Annotated in this window: 20 protein-coding genes and 1 tRNA gene; 17 read left to right on the top strand and 4 right to left on the bottom strand. The window is 59.6% G+C overall.

Going from position 1 to position 19475, the window contains the following annotated elements:
- Positions 1–15 precede the first annotated feature (15 nt).
- The 4 genes from FKG95_RS09885 to FKG95_RS09870 all read left to right on the top strand — a co-directional run bounded on the left by FKG95_RS09885 (position 16) and on the right by FKG95_RS09870 (position 5607).
- A complete protein-coding gene (locus tag FKG95_RS09885; RefSeq protein WP_142896193.1) occupies positions 16–939 on the top strand; it encodes a PhzF family phenazine biosynthesis protein in 924 nt (307 codons plus the stop codon).
- Between the two features lie 122 nt (positions 940–1061).
- Complete coding sequence (locus tag FKG95_RS09880; protein WP_142896192.1) at positions 1062–2252, top strand: MFS transporter; 1191 nt, start codon at positions 1062–1064, stop codon at positions 2250–2252.
- A 162-nt stretch (positions 2253–2414) separates the two neighbouring features.
- Entirely contained in the window at positions 2415–4511 is a 2097-nt protein-coding gene (locus FKG95_RS09875; protein WP_142896191.1) for a sodium-translocating pyrophosphatase, read from the top strand.
- A gap of 235 nt (positions 4512–4746) precedes the next feature.
- Complete coding sequence (locus FKG95_RS09870) at positions 4747–5607, top strand: MBL fold metallo-hydrolase (protein ID WP_142896190.1); 861 nt, start codon at positions 4747–4749, stop codon at positions 5605–5607.
- An 83-nt stretch (positions 5608–5690) separates the two neighbouring features.
- On the opposite strand, the gene FKG95_RS09865 is transcribed toward FKG95_RS09870, so the two are convergent.
- Positions 5691–6197 (bottom strand): outer membrane protein assembly factor BamE, encoded by a 507-nt coding sequence (locus tag FKG95_RS09865; protein ID WP_142896189.1) that lies wholly within the window; start codon positions 6195–6197, stop codon positions 5691–5693.
- Positions 6198–6392: 195 nt separating this feature from the next.
- Here FKG95_RS09865 and FKG95_RS09860 point away from each other — a divergent pair, with 195 nt between their 5' ends.
- From FKG95_RS09860 to FKG95_RS09815, 10 genes are all read left to right on the top strand, one after another.
- A complete protein-coding gene (locus FKG95_RS09860) occupies positions 6393–6956 on the top strand; it encodes a ubiquinol-cytochrome C chaperone family protein (protein WP_142896188.1) in 564 nt (187 codons plus the stop codon).
- Between the two features lie 150 nt (positions 6957–7106).
- The gene (locus FKG95_RS09855) at positions 7107–7781 is read left to right on the top strand and encodes a YceD family protein (RefSeq protein ID WP_142896187.1); all 675 of its coding nucleotides are present in this window, start codon (positions 7107–7109) and stop codon (positions 7779–7781) included.
- Positions 7782–7880: 99 nt separating this feature from the next.
- On the top strand, positions 7881–8060 hold the full coding sequence (gene rpmF, locus FKG95_RS09850; protein WP_142896186.1) for a 50S ribosomal protein L32: 180 nt from the start codon (positions 7881–7883) through the stop codon (positions 8058–8060).
- 63 nt (positions 8061–8123) lie between these two features.
- On the top strand, positions 8124–9170 hold the full coding sequence (plsX, locus tag FKG95_RS09845) for a phosphate acyltransferase PlsX (RefSeq protein ID WP_142896185.1): 1047 nt from the start codon (positions 8124–8126) through the stop codon (positions 9168–9170).
- Positions 9171–9187: 17 nt separating this feature from the next.
- Positions 9188–10162 (top strand): beta-ketoacyl-ACP synthase III, encoded by a 975-nt coding sequence (locus tag FKG95_RS09840; protein ID WP_142896184.1) that lies wholly within the window; start codon positions 9188–9190, stop codon positions 10160–10162.
- A 169-nt stretch (positions 10163–10331) separates the two neighbouring features.
- Complete coding sequence (locus tag FKG95_RS09835; protein WP_142896183.1) at positions 10332–10637, top strand: integration host factor subunit alpha; 306 nt, start codon at positions 10332–10334, stop codon at positions 10635–10637.
- A 65-nt stretch (positions 10638–10702) separates the two neighbouring features.
- Positions 10703–11104: a MerR family transcriptional regulator gene (locus tag FKG95_RS09830; protein WP_142896182.1), complete on the top strand. Its 402-nt coding sequence runs from the start codon at positions 10703–10705 to the stop codon at positions 11102–11104.
- Between the two features lie 202 nt (positions 11105–11306).
- A tRNA-Pro gene (locus tag FKG95_RS09825) sits at positions 11307–11383 on the top strand.
- 153 nt (positions 11384–11536) lie between these two features.
- Complete coding sequence (locus FKG95_RS09820; protein ID WP_179954028.1) at positions 11537–12337, top strand: 2-keto-4-pentenoate hydratase; 801 nt, start codon at positions 11537–11539, stop codon at positions 12335–12337.
- Positions 12338–12579: 242 nt separating this feature from the next.
- Positions 12580–13356 (top strand): SAM-dependent methyltransferase, encoded by a 777-nt coding sequence (locus tag FKG95_RS09815; RefSeq protein WP_142896180.1) that lies wholly within the window; start codon positions 12580–12582, stop codon positions 13354–13356.
- A 90-nt stretch (positions 13357–13446) separates the two neighbouring features.
- Here the strand turns inward: FKG95_RS09815 and FKG95_RS09810 are convergent, their stop codons facing one another.
- Together FKG95_RS09810 and FKG95_RS09805 are read right to left on the bottom strand one after the other, a co-directional pair.
- Positions 13447–14247: a citryl-CoA lyase gene (locus FKG95_RS09810; protein ID WP_142896179.1), complete on the bottom strand. Its 801-nt coding sequence runs from the start codon at positions 14245–14247 to the stop codon at positions 13447–13449.
- Entirely contained in the window at positions 14244–15440 is a 1197-nt protein-coding gene (locus tag FKG95_RS09805) for a CaiB/BaiF CoA transferase family protein (RefSeq protein ID WP_142896178.1), read from the bottom strand. The genes FKG95_RS09810 and FKG95_RS09805 overlap by 4 nt, the downstream gene beginning before the upstream one ends.
- 127 nt (positions 15441–15567) lie before the next feature.
- Between FKG95_RS09805 and FKG95_RS09800 the strand changes: the two genes are divergently transcribed.
- Entirely contained in the window at positions 15568–16245 is a 678-nt protein-coding gene (locus tag FKG95_RS09800; protein WP_142896177.1) for an IclR family transcriptional regulator, read from the top strand.
- Positions 16246–16439: 194 nt separating this feature from the next.
- Positions 16440–16694, top strand: coding sequence for a DUF1344 domain-containing protein (locus FKG95_RS09795; RefSeq protein ID WP_142896176.1), 255 nt, complete (start codon positions 16440–16442; stop codon positions 16692–16694).
- Positions 16695–16786: 92 nt separating this feature from the next.
- Here the strand turns inward: FKG95_RS09795 and FKG95_RS09790 are convergent, their stop codons facing one another.
- Entirely contained in the window at positions 16787–17695 is a 909-nt protein-coding gene (locus FKG95_RS09790; RefSeq protein WP_142896175.1) for a S1 family peptidase, read from the bottom strand.
- Positions 17696–18325: 630 nt separating this feature from the next.
- Here FKG95_RS09790 and tssA point away from each other — a divergent pair.
- Positions 18326–19447 (top strand): type VI secretion system protein TssA, encoded by a 1122-nt coding sequence (tssA, locus tag FKG95_RS09785; protein ID WP_142896174.1) that lies wholly within the window; start codon positions 18326–18328, stop codon positions 19445–19447.
- Positions 19448–19475: the final 28 nt, after the last annotated feature.

Below are 19475 nucleotides of genomic sequence, written 5' to 3'. Positions count from 1 at the left end.
GAAGGAGCGGTTCAGATGCTCGAAGTGCCATACGTCGTGGTCGACGTCTTCACGGAAAAACAGTTCGGCGGCAACCAGCTGGCCGTGATTACCGACGCCCGCGGCCTGGAGACGTCGCAGATGCAGCAGATCGCGGCGGAGTTCAACTTCGCCGAGACGACCTTCGTTCTGCCGCCCGAAGATCCGGCCAATGCCGCGCAGGTCCGTATTTTCACCCGGGCCCAGGAGGTCCCTTTTGCCGGTCACCCCAATGTCGGTACGGCCTACGTGCTCGCCCGTCAAGCGGATGTCTTTGGCGCACGGCCGGGCCAGGCGATGCGCTTCGAAGAGAAGGCTGGGCTGGTTGATGTCGCGCTGATCGAAGGCAAGGAAGGGGTGAGGGGAGCCGAGATCACCGCGCCACAGGAACTGGCTGTCGGCAATCCGATTGACCCGGCGGCGATCGCCGCCTGTATCGGGCTGGAGCCCAGCGAAATTCTTCTGGAAAACCACGTTCCCGTCAGTGTGTCCGTCGGCCTGCCGTTCTACGCCGCGGAAGTCAGTCTGGCCTCGCTGGCAAAGACCCGCGCTCATTTTGACGCCTTTTCGACGGCGGCCCGGAGCTACGGGTTCGTTGATCTCTCCGGGCGCTTCTCCGCCTTCGTCTATGCGCGTCTGGGCCAGGGGATCGCGCGGCTGCAGGCGCGGATGTTCGCACCCCTGAGCGGGAACTTCGAGGACCCGGCGACCGGCAGTGCGTCCGCAGCGCTCGGCGCTTATCTGGCTACGCTGGACCCCCAGGCCGATGGCGTTATCGAGATCGATATCGCGCAGGGTGTGGAAATGGGACGACCAAGCAAAATCGGACTTCGGGTCATCAAAGAGGGCGGACGCGCCGTCGAGGTCAAAATCTCCGGACACTGCGTTCAGATCATGCAGGGCCTTTTGCGGATTCAGTAAACCGCTCGCTTTAAATACCGCTCGCTTCTCAGGCCGCTCGCTTGGCGTAATTGCTGTGGTGTAAATTGTCACAGTCAGGTCTCCGGGCTTGCCCGCCCTGGTCAGGCCTTTATTGTCCCTGGATGCTCCGAGATTCGAACACGCCCAACGTTGGACTGCTCGCTGCCTGTCAGGCCTTGGCGAACTGTTGCAACGTGCTGATGGTCGCGATCGCCGCGCTGGTCGGTCAGAATCTGGCACCCGACCCATCCCTTGCGACCCTGCCGTTCGCGCTCCAGTTCGTTGGTATCATGGCGACGACCGTGCCGGCCTCCCTTGTGATGTCCCGTTTCGGGCGTCGCTATGGCTTCAGCCAGGGCGCCGTGATTGGGATCGCAGCGGGCGTGATTTGCTCTCTGGCCGTCTTTGATCGCAGTTTCATGCTCTACTGCTTCGGATCCTTGATCTACGGGGTTTTTGCAGCCCATGCTTCCTATTACCGCTTTGCCGCCGCGGATGCAGCGAAGCCGGAGGGCAAGGCGCAGGCGATCTCGTTGGTGCTGGCCGGCGGCATCGTTGCTGCCATTGCCGGACCGCAGTTGGCGACATGGTCGCGGGATCTTCTCGCGCCGGTCTTCTTCGCGGGCAGTTTTCTGGTCGTCTCGGCCCTGTCGTTCCTGGTACTTCTGGTCGTTCAGTTCATACGCATTCCCAATGTGAAGCCGGAAGCGGTCAGTAAGGGGGGGCGGTCTTTGTCCGAGATTGCGCGGCAACCCGCGTTTATCGTCGCCGTGCTGGCCGGTATGATCGGATACGGGTCCATGAACCTGATCATGCTCGCGACGCCGCTGGCGATGCTGGCGTGCAACCATAGCTTCTCCGACTCCAATTTTGTGATTTCCTGGCATGTGCTGAGCATGTTTGCGCCGTCCTTTTTCACCGGTAGCCTTGTCCGGCGCTTCGGTGTGGAGCCGATTCTTCTGACCGGCGGACTGCTCATACTGGCCTGTGTTGCGATCAACCTCTCGGGAGTCGAGATTCTCCAGTTCTGGAGTGCGCTGGTGATGCTCGGACTGGGATGGAATTTCCTTTATGTGGGCGGCAGCATTCTCCTGACTTCAACTCATCGGCCGGAGGAGCAGGCCAAAGTCCAGGCATTGAATGAATTTTTGACCTTTAGCGTTGTTGCCGTGACGGCATTGGGGTCCGGTGCCTTGCTCCATTACTTCGGCTGGGATGCTTTGAATCTCGGCGTTCTGGTGCCCGTTCTCCTGGTCATCACGTCGGTCCTGTGGTTCTGGCGCCGAAAGGAGGTTGCAATTCCACAACACTGATTTCTTATGTCTCGCTATCCCGATTGGCCGGTCACAGGACAAGGTGTTGCCATCGTTACGCGATTCTGGCACCTTTCCGCGCAATTCGGCGTCTTTGCCGCCGACAACAAGCCTTTACCGACCGTCCGAGTCGGATCATTCAAAATGGGGGAATGTCCTTAGATGTCGACAGAGTTATTGGTCTCCATAGGCTGCGGTGTGTTCGCACTGCTCTATGGAATTTGGGCGGCGCGTTCTGTCCTGGCCGCCGATGCCGGAACGGCGCGGATGCAGGAAATTGCAGCCGCGATCCAGGAAGGCGCGCAAGCCTATCTAAATCGTCAGTACCGGGCCATCGCTATGGTCGGCGTTGTAATCTTCTTTGTCCTCTGGCTGGTCTTCGGGATCGCTGACGGGATCGGCTTTCTGATCGGTGCCGTTCTCTCGGGTCTGACCGGCTACATCGGCATGAACGTCTCGGTTCGCGCCAACGTGCGGACGGCCGAAGCCGCGCGAAAGAGTCTCGCCGAGGGGCTGAGTGTCGCTTTCCGCTCCGGTGCGGTGACCGGCATGCTGGTCGCAGGCCTCGCGCTGCTCGCGGTTGCCGGTTACTACGCGATCCTCCTGAGCATGGGTTTCGAAGACCGCCATCTGATCGTTCCCCTGGTGGCCCTGGGCTTTGGCGCGTCACTAATTTCGATCTTCGCGCGTCTCGGCGGCGGTATCTTCACCAAGGGCGCCGACGTCGGCGCCGATCTGGTGGGTAAGGTCGAAGCCGGCATTCCCGAGGACGACCCCCGCAATCCTGCCGTGATCGCCGATAACGTCGGCGACAACGTCGGTGACTGCGCCGGCATGGCCGCGGATCTTTTCGAGACTTACGTGGTGACGATCGTGGCCACCATGGTGCTGGCGTCGATCTTCTTCGCGGGAACCGATGTCATGTCCGCGATGATGGTCTATCCGCTGGTGATCGGCGGTGTTTGCATCATCGGTTCGGTCATCGGCACGTTCTTTGTCCGTCTCGGCGCCAGTGAGAACATCATGGGCGCGCTTTACAAAGGCTTCGTTGCCTCGGCGGTGCTCTCCGCGATCGGCCTCTGGTTCGTCACCGACTGGGTGCTCGGCACGGGCGCCAGCTTTACGGTGGGGACCAGCGAATTCACCGGCAGCGACCTCTTTTTCTGCGGCATCGCCGGACTGGTGATCACCGGTGCCCTGATCTGGGTGACCGAGTACTACACCAGCACGGAATATCGTCCGGTGCGCTCTGTTGCCCAATCCTCGGAGACGGGACACGGCACCAACGTGATCCAGGGGCTGGCCGTTTCCATGGAAGCGACCGCTGTTCCCGCCCTGATCATCGTGGCCGGTATCATCGTGACCTATCTGCTGGCCGGTGTCATGGGCATCGCCATCGCGGTCACGACCATGCTGGCTCTGGCCGGTATGGTGGTCGCCCTCGACGCTTACGGGCCGGTGACCGACAACGCCGGCGGTATTGCCGAGATGGCCGAACTGGACGACTCGGTGCGTAAGACCACCGACGCGCTGGATGCGGTCGGCAACACCACCAAGGCCGTCACCAAAGGCTATGCGATCGGTTCCGCCGGGCTCGGTGCACTGATCCTCTTCGGGGCCTACACCGCCGATCTGGAGCATTTCATCGAAACCGGTGCGATCCAGGCCGAGGGCGTCGACTTCTCGCTCTCTAATCCCTTCGTGGTGGTTGGCCTCTTCATGGGCGGTCTGCTGCCGTATCTCTTCGGGGCGCTGGGCATGACCGCTGTCGGCCGTGCGGCGGGCTCCGTCGTGATCGAGGTGCGCCGTCAGTTCAAGGAGATCCCGGGCATCATGGAAGGCACGGGTAAGCCGGAGTACGGCACCTGCGTCGACCTTCTGACCAAGGCCGCGATCAAGGAGATGATTATTCCTTCGATGCTGCCGGTGCTCTCGCCGATCGTGCTCTATTTCGTCATCAGCGCGATCGCGGGACAGGCTGCGGCTCTTTCCGCCCTGGGCGCCATGCTGCTGGGTGTGATCGTGACCGGTATCTTCGTAGCGATTTCCATGACCGCCGGCGGCGGTGCCTGGGATAACGCCAAGAAGTACATTGAGGACGGCAATCACGGCGGCAAGGGCTCGGAGGCTCACAAGGCCGCCGTGACGGGCGATACGGTCGGCGATCCCTACAAGGATACCGCCGGTCCCGCCGTCAACCCGATGATCAAGATCACCAACATCGTGGCCTTGATGCTGCTGGCGGCTCTCGCAGGCTAAAGGACGACCTCTGACTGCTCCGGCCCAAGGGGCGCAGAGCTCAAACGCAGCGATAGAAAGCGGCGATCAAACCCCGGCACCGAGGTTCTTCAAGGGCCCTCGGTGCCGGGGTTTTCCGTATAGGGTTCTCCCGGTTTTTGGAAACCCCCGGGCGCATCAAAATGATTTGCATTGATGCCTCTGTAAGAGAAGACATATCTGTTGAATATCAGAACAACCAACCGGGAGTGATTGCATGAACCCGAGGGTGAAGGGGTTTTTCCACGACGGGACCAATACGGTCAGCTATGTGGTTGCCGAGGCTGATGGACCGGCCTGCGCAATCGTTGATCCGGTGCTGGACTATGACCCGAAAGCCGGCCGGACGGCGACCGCCGCAGCCGATGCGATCCTCGCTTATGTTCGTGCCGGGAACCTCAAGGTGGAATGGATCCTCGAGACTCATGCACATGCTGATCATCTCTCAGCCGGCAGCTATCTTAAGGAAAAGCTCGGCAGCCGCATCGGTGTGGGCGCCAACATCGTGGCCGTACAGTCCGTCTTCAAGGACCTCTATCACCTGGAACCCTCGTTCCCGGCCGATGGCTCACAGTTCGACCGGCTCTTCGAAGATGAGGCGCGCTTCAAATTGGGAGGGCTCGAGGGCAGGGTTCTCTGGACGCCCGGTCACACGCCCGCCTGCGTCACATACATCTTCGGGGATGCCGCCTTCGTGGGCGATACGCTCTTTATGCCGGACTTCGGGACCGCACGCGTCGACTTTCCCGGCGGTGATGCCAGCGTCCTCTACGATTCGATCCATCGTATTCTGGCGCTGCCGGACGAAACCCGGCTCTTCATGTGTCATGACTATGGCCCGAACGGCCGCGACTATGCCTGGGAGACCACAGTCGCAAAACAGCGGGCGGAGAACATTCACGTCGGCGCAAACCGAAGCCGGGAGGAGTTTATCGGCTTTCGGACCGAGCGGGATGCCTGCCTGAGTATGCCGGAGCTTTTGCTGCCGTCCATCCAGGTCAATATCCGGGCCGGTGCGCTGCCAGAAGAAGAGAGCAACGGCATCTCTTATCTGAAGATACCGCTCAATGCCGTCTAAGCGTCCTTGACAAGATCAGGGTCATCGCCCTGGACGCTTTCCCCGGACTCTTACTGGACTTTGCCCGGATTTTTTTGAAGGACTTACCTTGGCCGCTGGCTCTCGGTTCCGCCGCCGAGAATGGAACCCGGCACGTTGCTGCCGAGGTTGCCGAAGATCTGCTGCAGCAGTGTCAGTTCACGGCCTTCGGTCGGTGTCGTCCGGCTTACGACATCCACGACCTGTCCATCCGCCAGCGTGTAAGCCTTGGTTTCATCGACTTTCCCGGTGCCGTCAAAGGTCACGACCAGGACGTTGCGTTCCAGGACTTCGGGTTCAAAGAAGGCAAACTGCGTGGTCTTTTGACCGACGTAGTACCATTTGCGGTCTTCGAAAGTCGAAATGGCGGAGGGCGACCCGAGGCGTTCGGCGACCTGACGCCGTGAATGGACCCCTGTCTCGATCTCACCGACGATTTCGGGATCGGGCAGGTTGCCGCGAACCTGGATATTGTTCGAACAGCCGGAGAGCAGGAGCAATCCGACCGCACAACCCGACGCCATGAAGGCGGCACGTGCTGATCCAGAGATTTTGTGTGTTTTGCGTCGCATTGATTTCGCCGGTCAATTCACAAACAGGTTGAAAAAAAGCTGTCAGCCCTATTTTCGTATTTCTAGCCGTTTTGCCCCCGTCTCTCAAATCTTGATAAAGCAGGCAAAGACAGGCATTTCAATGATTCTGTTCGCTTTATATCGCGTCGCCGCCGCCGCGTGAAGCGTGAAACCCAGTGCCAAGGTATAGAAATCATGGTTTTAGGCAGGTTTTTCGGCCGGGATCCCCTGAAAGAGCCCGCTCGGGCGCTTTACGAATCGGTCGTTCTGCAGGCGCGCCAACCGATGTTCTACGACCGTTGCGGCGTTCCGGACAGCGTGGACGGGCGTTTCGATCTGATCGTTTTACATGCTTTTCTGGTGATGAACCGCCTGAAGAAGGAGCCTCAACGCAGCTCAAATCTGTCGCAGGCCCTGTTTGACCTGCTCTTCATGGACATGGACCTGAGTCTGCGTGAGATGGGGGTGGGCGATGTCGGGGTCGGCACACGGATCAAAACCATGGTGCAGGCCTTCTATGGCCGGATTTCAGCCTACGAATCGGGCTTGAAGGAGGGTGATGCAGCCCTCAAGGCTGCATTGGAGCGCAATCTCTTCGGCACGACTGAGGCCAGCCCGGCACAACTCGATGCCATTGCGGTCTATGCGAAGACGGTCGCGGCGGAGCTTGCAGGGCAGGACATGGAGCAGTTGCTGCAGGGCCATGTGGTCTTTCCGGCGCTTCCGGAAGACTTGCCGGGATCAGGAACCGCGGCCTGAGCGCGAATTTCCGCCCGAAACCTGACCGATGAGGCGCTGACGCCCGAGTCGTTGGTTTTCTTCCGAAATCGGCGGTAAAAAGGCGTTGACCAGGGTAGGCTGTCCCCCTAATGTGCGCCGCTTTCTGCGGATAAATTCAAAGGCGTAGCGGTGAAAGCGGACTCTGTGGAAGCCGGTGACGGGCAGGATTCTGTCGAATTTAGCCGTTTGGTCACGGTCGAAGACTTGAAACCAGGGGTGATTGAGCGCAGCTTTTCTCCTAATACGGAGGAATCCGAGGCTCTGGCGCAACGCTTTGGTGTGACCGCCGTTCGAAGTGTTACCGCAGACGTGGTTTTGCGCCGGAAGGGCCGAAGTCACATTATTGTGCTTGAAGGCCGGCTTAAGGCGGAAGTTGAACAGCCTTGCGTGGTGACACTGGAACCGGTGACCGAAACGCTGGATGAGCAGTTTGTCCTTCGCTTTACGTTGGATCCTGCCAAGGCTGGCGATCCGGCGAAGGCTGGGGATCTGGCCAAAGCTGGTCCGGAGTCGGCGGAGAGCGCAGGGTCGGAGATTGTGATTGACCCGGAGGCCGATGATCCGCCGGAACCTGCAGGGCCAAGGGGTATAGACGTTGGTGAGGCGGTTGCGCAGCAACTCTCCGTGGCGATAAACCCCTATCCCAGGGCGCAGGGCCTGGCATCCCGGGGAGAGGTTTTCTCATCCGGTGGCCCGGATGACGCTGAAAGTGATGATGACGAGACAAGCGAGAATTCCGGGAAGGTTAATCCCTTCGCGGTTCTCGAGGCACTGAAAAGCGGTGAAAAAGACGGTAAAGATTAAACCGGTCGGGCTTGCCGCAAGAGTATAATTTAGCTATGAAACGGCTCCGCGCCTACCCGCCGGCCCGTTGATAGCCCTGTGAAAGATGGATAGAGAACTATGGCTGTTCCAAAGAGTAAGATTTCCCCGTCGCGCCGCAACATGCGCCGTGCCCATGATGCGCTTGCATCAAACAGCTATCATGAGTGCTCAAACTGTGGTGAACTGAAGAGACCGCACCACGTATGCGCGTCTTGCGGACACTATGACGGACGTGAAGTCGCCGAGATCGAAGCTTAGTGCGGTTGCAGCACCGTTGAATTTGCCGATTGTCCTTGTTGACGTGTGGCGAAAGTAGGTTTTGTGAGCGACCGTTTGACCATAGCACTTGATGCGATGGGGGGAGATTCAGCACCCCGCGTGGTCGTTGATGGTGCCGAAATGGCATGCGAACGTTTCCCCGAGGTCGATTTTCTGATGTACGGGCGCGAGGATGAAGTCGGTCCTCTGCTCGATCGTTCTGAGCGTCTGAAGGCGGTAACCACGCTTATTCACACCGACGATGTGGTGCGCAGTGGCGACAAGCCGTCCGTGGCGCTGCGTGCCGGACGAAAGTCCAGTATGCGCCTGGCGATCAACGCGGTGCAGGACGGCAATGCCTCCGGCGTCGTCTCCGCCGGTAACACCGGTGCGCTAATGGCCATGGCGAAGTTCGTGCTCAAAACCCTTCCTGGGGTCGACCGGCCGGCCATTGCATCCTTCTTCCCGACCCTGCGCGGCGAATCGGTGATGCTCGATCTGGGTGCGAACCTGAACTGCGATGCGGACAACATCGTGGACTTCGCGGTCATGGGGAACGTCTTCGCCCGCTGTGTCCTGGGGATTCTGCAGCCGTCCTACGGCATCTTGAACGTCGGCTCGGAAGACATCAAAGGGCACGAGTACCTTCAGGACGCCAGCGCAATCCTGCGCCGCGCCAATCTGCCCGGCGAGTTTGTCGGATTCGTGGAAGGCGATGACATCGCCAAAGGCAGCGTCGACGTGATCGTCACCGACGGTTTCACCGGTAATATTGCTTTGAAGACCGCAGAAGGAACCGCCAAGCTGATCAATGAGTATGTCCGCCAGACCTTCAAGAGTTCACTCTTCGCGGGCATCGGTTATGTTCTGGCGCGCTCGGCCATGCGCAAGCTGCGCAAGCGGGTCGATCCCCGGGTTTACAACGGTGCGATTTTCCTCGGTCTGAACGGGATCGCGGTCAAGAGCCATGGCGGAACCGACGCTCTCGGGTTTGCCAATGCCATCGGCGTTGCGATCGATATGGCAAACCACGGGGTTATCGAGAAAATTCAAGCGGACTTCTCGACCCTCACTCGCCAGGAACCGGAAGCGCAGGCGGCCGCTGTCTAATAAACCATCGGGTTAGCATGACCATCAGATCTCAGGTGAAGGGCTGCGGGTCCTATCTTCCCGCAAAGAGAATCACGAACGCCGAACTGGCTCAGCGTATCGATACCTCCGACGAATGGATCGCTCAGAGAACCGGTATCCGGGAGCGCCGGATTGCGGCGGAAGGGGAATATACCTCCCACCTGGGCATTAAGGCGGCGAAAGATGCCCTGAACGATGCCGGTATGAGCGCCGAAGACGTGGATCTGGTGATTTGCGCCACGGCGACGCCGGATGACACCTTTCCCGCAACCGCGACCCGTATTCAGGAAGGCCTGGGCATGGTCAGAGGCGCGGCCTTTGACGTCCAGGCTGTTTGCAGCGGCTTTATCTACGCCCTGTCGATCGCGGATAATTTTATCCGTTGCGGCCAGGCTAAGACCGCCATCGTGGTTGGCGCGGAAACTTTCTCCCGCATTCTCGATTGGGAGGATCGCGGAACTTGCGTGCTGTTCGGCGACGGCGCCGGCGCGGTGGTGATTTCGGCGGAAGAGGGGGCCGGGACGACTGACGACCGCGGCATCCTCTCGACGCATATCTATTCCGACGGACGTCATCGCGATGCCCTCTACGTGGACGGCGGACCCTCGACGACGGGAACCGCGGGTCACCTGCGCATGGAAGGCAAGGAGGTCTTCCGCCATGCCGTGGTCCGGATGGCCGAAGCGATCGATACAGCCCTGGAGACGAACAACCTGACAGCCGAGGATATCGATTGGCTGGTGCCGCATCAGGCGAACCTGCGCATCATCGAATCCATGGGCCGGCGTTTAAAGCTTCCTGATGACCGCGTCGTCAAAACAGTTGATAAGCATGCTAATACCTCGGCGGCCTCGATACCACTTGCGCTGGTAGAGGCCACAAGGGACGGCCGCATCAAAGCGGGGGATCTCGTGCTGATGGAGGCCATGGGCGGTGGTTTCACCTGGGGCTCCGCGCTGGTCCGCTGGTAGACCGGCAGTTGCGTGTGCGACTTACTATTACTGTTGCAAAGTAAATCTCTTAACCATACTTGGTGCGAAGCTGTGTAAAGTTTGGCGCCCATCCATCAGTAGTCGTTGAATGTTTGACGATTTGAGAGCGATGGGGTAACGTGAAAAAAATGGGGAGTGGAGGGGACTAATGGCCGAGGCGACAATAACTCGCGCCGATCTGAGCGAAGCTGTTTATCAGGAAGTCGGTTTGTCTCGAAACGAGTCTGCCGATCTCGTGGAAACGGTACTAAATGAGATTTCCAGTGCTCTTGTTCGAGGGGAAATGGTGAAGCTTTCGTCGTTTGGAAGCTTCTCTGTTCGGCAAAAGGGCCAACGTATCGGGCGCAATCCTAAAACCGGTGAAGAAGTGCCCATTCTCCCACGGCGTGTTTTGGTGTTTCGTGCCTCGCATGTGCTGAAAAACCGAATAAACAAAACCCTGTCGTCGTCGTAGGGCAATGTCTTCCGTAAGGGGCCATTGACGTAGATGGGGGGCGCCGACAAGGAGTCCCGCTTTTTATGCCTGCAAGCCGTTCTGCCGGTAAGTCCCACGCCGCCTTCCGAACCATCAGTGAGGTCTCGGAAGATCTGGACGTGCCTCAGCATGTTCTGAGGTTTTGGGAAACCAAGTTCACGCAAGTCAAACCCTTAAAGCGGGGAGGCGGCAGACGCTATTATCGTCCTGAAGACGTTGATCTTTTGCGGCGTATCCGCGAACTGCTGTATACCGACGGCTACACCATCAAAGGTGTGCAGAAATTGCTTCGCGAGGGGCACGGAAAACTGGAGCCGGAGGTTGAGGAAACCGCTCAGTTGCCCTTGACGCCGCCGCCGGCTGCCAAGACCAAGGCCAGTGAACTCAACGACATTCTGTCTGAACTGAGCGAACTGCGGGACATGCTGCGGGCGGCAAGCCGCTGAGACTCATGAGGGCTTTTGCGCGGTCGCGGATCGTCTCCTGCCTGTGCGAATGAGCAGCGCATCAGTGCTTCGCTGATCCTTCTCGTCTCGTGAACGAGATTTTCTTTTGCAGCCCATTGCGTTGCCGATATCGCCAGAGTATATAAAGCCTCCCTGCAGCTCGCAGGGCCGGAGCGCGGGACGCTCCGCCAGAATTCCGGTACGGAGCGTGGCGCAGTCTGGTAGCGCACTTGGCTGGGGGCCAAGGGGTCGCAGGTTCGAATCCTGCCGCTCCGACCAACTTCTCTCAATTTCCGTCCGTTCCGTCCGGTAAGATGATTTTATCTTTTAAGACAATGTCTTACTGCGTCCTACAGAGACTTCAATTCAACCACACGTCTTGACAGCCGGGGAGCGTTGAACGGCATCCAGGCTTTCAATAGGATGTTTGGAGTGAATGCAGTTTTATCGGGGGATGTCTTGAGTGACCTGGCCTATGAACTTTGGGAAGCGCGACGCCTCGGGCATACCCTCGAGGCCACGAGAAGTGACCTGCCGAAGACGATCCTTGAAGCCTACGAAGTGCAGGAAGCTATCGTTGAGCTGAGCGGATTACCCCGATGCGGCTACAAGGTGGGTTCGACCAGCAAGGAGGCCCAGCGACTCCTCTCGACGGACGAGCCGGGCATGGGCGTTCTCTTGGCTCCCTTTGTCCAGGAAAGCCCCGCCCGGATTAAGATTTCCCCGGAGCAAATGCCCGCAGTGGAGGGAGAGTTCGCCTTTCGTCTTGGCCGGGATCTCCCCTGGCGCGCTGAGCAGCACAGCCTGGCTGAAGTTGTCGATGTCATCGATGGCGTAGCCGGGGTCATCGAGGTGGTGGGAACCCGCTTTTCCGGCGGACTTGAAGGCAAAGGCAGGTTGCTCACGACCGCGGACGGCGGGGTGAACATCGCGCTGGTCACCGGGAACTGGCATGAATTCAGCGGACAGAATTTACGCGAGCACGGCGTCACGATGACGGTCAACGGCCAACTTCGGGGACGCGGGACGGGCAGCCGGGCTCTGGGTGATCCGCTCAACGTCTTGCTCTGGCTCGTGAACCATCAGTCCAATCGCCGGGCGGACCTGAAGGCTGGCGAAATTGTCGCTACGGGCACATGCACCGGCTTGGATCCCGTGCATGCCGGCGATGTCGTTCAAGCGGACTTCGGCATATTCGGCTCGGTCGTCGTCGAGTTCGAAAAGAACACATAAAATCAATGATCTGGGCGATATTGCTCTTCGTAGCCCCGGCTTGCGGACCACCTTCTCTTCATGGCGATCCTGTGCGCTGCTCAGGCATGGTGGAGGACCATCCGGTACCACCCGCGCGCCTGCGGCAATCTGCAGGATTCCGCATGGTCGGGTCTCGACACTACAATGAGACACTCACGATGTGTTCCGCCTCATACGGGCGGATTTGAATCCGAAGAATAACGCGCGCACGGAGAGTGACTGTGACGAAGACCCTGCTGAGCGAAGTGGCTTACGCGATGGAGGCGCCGGAGTGCTTGCTGCCGCACCTGCCGTATCTGCTTCAGGACTTGCCGTCCTTGAGCGGCGGGGAAGACGAGGTGGTCGAGGTGCTGAGAGAGGTCGGCTTTCCAAAAAGCGGCACTGTGCTGGATCTTGGATGCGGGCGAGGCGATATAGCCATCCGGGTGGCGCGGGCTTTCGATGCGAAGGTCACAGGCGTCGACGGTCATTCGCCGTTCATCGAGATTGCGCGGCAGTCGGCAAAGGAAGCTGGGCTGCAACATCGCTGTCAATTTGTGGCGGACGATCTGCGCAAGTGGCTGGCTAAACCTGCTCGCTTCGACGCCGTTATGATGATCGCCGTCGGACCGCTGCTTGGCGATCCCGCGAAGACCATGGGCCTGCTTCGCGCCGTCGTGCGCGATGGTGGCTGGATCATCATCGACGATGGATATCTCGAAGACGGGGTATCCCCGCCGGCGGACTATGAAGATCTTCTCGAACAGGGAGCGATGGAAGCCGAGCTGACACAATTCGGCGATGCAATCGTCGCGCGGCGGATAGGAAGCCCTGCCTGGAGATCATTTAACGCACTTTCTCTTGAAACCATTCCCAAGCGCGCTGTTGAACTCATAGAGCTGTATCCGGAACTCAAAGACGCGATCGACCAATATGTCGCAAGACAGTTTCGGGAAGTTGCACTGATGGATGGTCCGGTGGTCCCGGCCTTATGGGCGATCCAGAAGACTGCTGCTTGAGATTGCACGGCACATCGCCCCAAACGCCCTGTTGTGTCCTGGCGGAACTTATCGGACGAGCACTTTGAGCAAGTTCGAGGTCTCTCGCCTTCACTCGATCGGATTTTTGCCCTCGTAGGTCCAGCGATATCCAGGCGGTGTCGGGCCTTTGTTGCGGCCGCCTTGCTCCATCTGCTCCCAGGCGTGGGCGACAATGCCGATGGAACGGGAGAGGCAGAAGAGGCCGCGAGCCAGGGGCGCGGCAAAACCCAATTCGGCGAAAATGACGGCGGTGGCGCCGTCGATGTTCATGGGAACCGGTTTGCCGGCCTTCTGCTCCAGAAAATCCTGGACCGCCTGAGCAATGGTCCCGAAGCGTCCGGAGATTGTTCCCGTCTGCGCCGCGTCTTCGACGAGCGCGAGGAGGCGCGGTGCGCGGGGATCACGCGGTTTATGGAAGCGGTGCCCGAAGCCCGGAGCATATTTGCTCTTCTCAGACTGCCATTGCCGGACAGCGGACGCGGCCGCATCCGGGAGGCTGGATCCCTCCGCCATGATCCCGTCGATCTGGTGGTAGAGTTCGACGGCCTGTTCCCCGGCGCCGCCGTGGACGTCATCGAGCATGTTGACGGCTGAGGCCAGCGCGCCGTTGAGGCCGAGTCCGCAGGTCACCGCCATGCGCGCCGCCGCGATGGAAGGCGCCTGCGGACCATGATCCACGGCGGCGACCAGCGCACACTCCAGGAGTTTGGCCTGCGCATCATTGGGCAGGTCGCCCCGGGTCATCAGCCAGATCATCTGCGGCAGGCTGATGGTGCCGATCAGCTCTTCGATCGGGCGGCCGCGCATGCGGATTTGTCCCGGCGCCATGTCAATGATCGAGGTGTGCCACCAGTCGCTGACGTCGCTCATATCACCTGTTCCTTTTTCAAGCTTTCGATGTCGGCCAGACTCAGGCCGAGTGCGCCATAAACCTTTTCATTATGCTCGCCGAGCCGGGGCGGGGGATCGGCGACGGCAGGCGGAACGCCGTTCAGCTTGAGACCGGTCCGCGCGACCTGGATGTCACGCCCGGTGCCGGGAACCGCCGTGAAAGACGCGAGCATGCCGCGATCCGAGATTTGCGGGTGCGCGAGGATATCGGGAACCTCCAGGACCATCCCGGCAGGCACGCCGCGATGATTCAACGCGTCAGACCAGTAGCTTGCGGGTCTGGTTTTAAAGGACTTCTCCAGTTCCGATTTCAAGGCCGAGCGATTGATCTTCCGGGCTTCGCGGGTGACGTAGTCGGGATGCTGCAGCAAATCCTCCCGCTCGAGAAAGCGGCAGAGGATCTCCCACTGTTCCTGCTTGTTGGCCGCAACATTGAGCGGTCCGTCGGCTGTCGCGAAGGTGCCCGAGGGCGCGGAGGTAGAATTCTCGTTGCCGTTTGGGCTCGGCCGCTGCCCCGCAATCAGCCAGTTCGACAGAACCCAGCCCATGGTCGAGAGAGTGGCCTCCAGCATGGAGACATCGATGAAGCTGCCACCCGTCCGGTCGCGGCCCTGGAGGGCGGCAGTGATCGCGAAGGCCGCCGTCAGGCCACCGATGGTGTCGCTGATCGGAGTGCCGACCCGATAGGGAGCGGTGTCGGCATCACCGGTGATGCTCATCACGCCGGAGACGCCCTGGACGATCTGGTCATAAGCCGGCAGGTCCCGCCAGGGGCCGTCCTGGCCGAAGCCTGAAATCGCGCAGTAGATGAGCTGCGGGTTCACGTCTTTGAGTACCTGCCAACCCACGCCGAGGCGATCCATGACGCCGGGCCGGAAGTTTTCGACCAGGACGTCGGCGGTTCGCACAAGCTGCTTTAAGAGGGCCACGCCCTTTTCGCTTTTGAGATTGAGGGTGACGGACTGCTTTCCCGCGTTCTGGGCGAGGAAAGAAACGCCCATAAGTTTTTGATTCAGTTCGGCATCGGCACCGAGTTGGCGGGCCAGGTCTCCCCGCCCGGGAACCTCCACCTTGATAACCTCGGCCCCCAGGTGCGCGAGTTGATGGCAGCAGAAGGGGCCAGCCAGGACATTGGTCAGGTCCAGAACCCGGACGCCGGTGAGTGGAGACATGAGCGCGCATTCCTCAAAGGAGTATCGATCTTGCGCGCATTGCTAATAAAGGTCGTGTTCTGTGTGCAAGAACGATGTTCTATTATTCTGGCAGGCAGAACGGTGGCAGCCCTGAAGGAGCGGGGAGATGAAGGAACAGCGGGTCGAGGCGGTGGAGCGGGCGCTCTCCATTCTGGAGGCTTTCGGCGAGGAGCGGCGCACCCTGAGCCTGGCGCAGATGGCCGAGGAGACCGGCCTCTACAAGAGCACCATCCTGCGGCTCTCGGCGTCGCTGGAGCGCTTCGGATACCTCTCGCGCGACGAAGCGGGGCTCTATCGGCTGGGAGCGAGCGTCTGGCGCCTGGGATCGGTCTACAGGCGCAGCTTCGATCTGGGCGAGCACATCAGGCCTGAACTGCGGGCACTGGTGGAAGCGACGGGAGAAACGGCGTCGTTTTATGTCCGGGAAGCGTCGGAACGGGTGTGTCTCTACCGCCAGAACTCCGGACATGCGGTGAGGCATCATCTGGATGAGGGCGTGCGGCTGCCTCTGGACCGTGGCGCCGCCGCGCATGTCCTGCAGGCTTACTCGGGAGCGCAGGATCAGGCCAGCAAGGAGGTGCGAAGAGCCGGATATTACCGCTCGATCGGTGAGCGGAATCCGGATCTCTCGGCGGTTGCTGTGGCGTTGCTGGGGCGGGATGGGGCACTGCGGGGAGCTCTGACCCTCTCGGGGCCGTCGTCACGCTTTACTGAGCGCATGCAAAATCAATCAATTGGTTTGTTGAAGGCGGCTTCAGGACGCCTAAGCAAGCTACTGGTTTAGCGTATTTTTCCCGGAATTCCAGCGTTCATGCAAAGGATGAAAAAGGGCGTGCCCCGAAGCGGTCACAGCCCTGTGGATGTAGCCTTTCGCTGACACAATTTTGGCCGGATCTTGTCCCTTCACGCTTGTTGCTGCCGGACATAGATTTAATCACGCAACTAATTGCAATCCGTAACCAAATTGGGATACAGACTATGAAAAAGTTAATCACTGCTCTCTCCGTCTTCGCGTTCTTGGGTTTCGCCGGCGCGGCGCATGCAGCAGAAGCTTCCGGTCGCATCGCCATGGCCGATCCTGGAACCAGCACCCTGACGCTTGAAGACGGCACGACCTTTGAGGTCGTAGAGGGCGTTCCTCTTGATGGCCTGGCTCCTGGAACCGAGGTCACGGTTTCTTACGAAGAGCAGGACGGCAAGAACGTCGCTACGTCGATTGCTCCTGCCCAGTAAGCAGACGCACTAAAGCCGAGGGCACGGGTCTTACGATCCGTGCCCCTTGGTGCTTGTATAGATAATGAAAGAACGGTGCGAGGAGCCAAACGCTAGTTGGTTTTTGTCGCACCGGACCTCGAAGCTGTGACTTTGGGGCAGCCGAAACCGCCATCGTCAAGACTGGCCCAGTCGTCGATTGGTGTCAGGTGGGCCAATTGCGCTTCTTCTAACTGACAGCGGATATCCGAAATCGGAATGACCGTTGTTTCGCCTGCGATCGGCACGCTCAGACTTTGACCGTTACCGCCCGGTACCGAGAGTTTTGCCGTGCGGTAGCCCCGCACGATCCCCAAAAGATTTCCAGTTTTGCCGTTAAAGACACCGCCGCCGCTGGTGCCATAGCTGACCGTCGCATCGATCAGACTGATCGGTCCGCGCGTAATCGACGCGGGGTTATCGTTTTCCTGCGCGATCTGGCTGACGAAACCGTTCACCACCGTGACACGGCGTCCCCAGGGAAAAGAAACCACCCAGATGTTTTCGCCGAGCCGGGCATCCTCCTGAAAATGCACGGGCTTCACGCGAAGAGGTGTTGTTTCCAGAAGCGCGATATCCTTTTCCGCATTGATCGTCAGAACCTGCGCTTCGGTGCGTTCCGTTTGTCCGGGCAGCGCCACGAAGACCTTTTGCGGGACCTGCGGTTCCAGCAGATGCGCCGTGGTGACGATGTAGGAACGTTCACCGGCCAGCGCGAAAACAACGCCGGATCCGGTGCGCCGGCGGCCGTCTTCGCGCTCGGTGAAGAGTTGAACGGAAGAGGAAAGTGCGGATTCGATAATGGATTCGGCTGTATTCGCGGGAGGTGTTGTGGCGGTCGTACAGGCTGCGGCACCGAGCAAAAGCCCGCCAACCACGAGGCCCCTGACCGCAAAGCCGGCCTTTTTCCGCGCGCGTCGCTTGGCTGCAGCGGCTGCAGGCCGGTCAAAAATCTCTGTAAGGGCGAATAAGCTACTCATCATCTTCGGGGTCCGTTGATCAGCTAGGCCTGTGGCAAAGTTGTGATACAAGAATTATGGTTAACATTTGGTTATCGTATGTCTACAAATTCCATTCACTTTGGCGTCACTTTTGCTTTGGAATGTTGCAAATTTATCTGTTTGTTCCCTGCCTTTCGGGGCGATGCGGAGCATCGGCAGGTATGAAAGGTTGTAGGATCAGGGCTGCAGCCGGACGTTGCGCAGGCTTTGCACAGTCACGCCCTATCAAAACACTTTCTCAAGGAAGAAGAGGAAAGTATTGAAAATCCACGGGTTTCCAGACTATTGTTCCAGAGCAAATTAAGAACACGTGTTTTTCGAAGGTGAAACGCTTCGGCGTGAACCTAGAAAAGCCTATAGTGTCGCGTGTGTTGAGGGACGGGGATGCGAGTTCACGACGACAGTGATTCCCTTCGCATTGGCTTTAAGCGGGCTTTTGGGGGGAAGGGATTCGCGCCGATTGACGGCGTTTGGCATAGCCTTCGGTTCGGGGGTTTTGCCGCCTTTCTCTCACGCATTGGAATTCTTTGGTGCCCCGGCATGGCTTCAGGCCACTTTCCCGCGCGGCCGGCCTCGGCTGGTCTTTTTCCTGATTTTGGCGAGTAAGAGTTTATGGCGTCGCAAGAGAATTTGGATTTTGAGGCTCTGCTGGCCCCGATCGAAGGGGACGCCGCCGCTGGCGAAAACCTGCGTGACGATGCCTCGCCGACATCGGTTTACTACCAGATCAAGGATGCGCGCTCGGCGGCCCGGGCAGCCGAGCGGAACATGGAGATGGACGATGAACCCGCCGGGTTTCTCGACGAGTGGCGCTCCATCCTCGAGCTTTCCCCGGATGTTATCGCGACCCGATCGAAGGATCTGGAAATCGCGGCCTGGCTGACCGAAGCGCTGTTGCGCGCCCACGGCTTTGGCGGCTTGCGGGATGGGTTCCGCCTGATGCATGGGCTGGTCGAAAACTTCTGGGATGACCTTTATCCGCTCGAGGACGAGGACGGTCTCGAGACCAAGGTCGCACCCGTGACCGGCCTGAATGGTGACGGTGGTGACGGCACGCTTATTCAGCCGATCAGAAAAGTCCAGATCACGCAGGGCAGCAGCGATCTGCCTTATGCCTTCTGGCAGTACGAGCAGGCCGGCGAGCTGGCCAAGGTTGCCGACGAAGAGAAACGTCAGGCCCGGATCGATGCCGGCGCTTTGACCATGGAACAGATGACGCGGGCCGTCGCCGAGTCCCCTGCGTCTTTTTACGGTGAACTGGTCGCCGATCTCGACGCCGCGATGGAGGAATTCGCGAAGCTGAACGCGGCACTGGATGAGAAGTGCGGCGCGGACTCGCCGCCGGCTTCCAACATCCGCAACCTGCTGCAGACCATCCGCGACGAAATCGGATTCCTGGCAAAGGATAAACTGATTTCCGACGCGCCGGCGGTGGAAGAGGCGGCATCTGAGGGTGGGGGCGCGGCACCGGCCGCGGCGGCAGGCCCTGCAACGGCTGTCGCAGGCGCAATCGCGAGCCGGGAGGACGCCTTCAACACCTTGCTGAAGGTTGCGGAGTTCTTCCGCAAGACGGAACCTCACTCGACACTTTCCTATACCTTGGAGGAAATGGTGCGACGTGCGCGCATGCCTTTGTCGGATCTTCTGGTTGAGCTGATCCCCGATGACGAGGCGCGGCGCGGGTTCCTGATGCGGGCAGGCATTGCGCCACCGCCGGCTGATGACGGCTACTGAGCGGAGTTAAATGCGGTCTAAGGCGTTT

The sequence above is a fragment of the Denitrobaculum tricleocarpae genome, from assembly GCF_007004665.1.
Classification (GTDB): domain Bacteria; phylum Pseudomonadota; class Alphaproteobacteria; order Kiloniellales; family Kiloniellaceae; genus Denitrobaculum; species Denitrobaculum tricleocarpae.
This window is presented reverse-complemented; position numbering and strand designations above follow the sequence as displayed.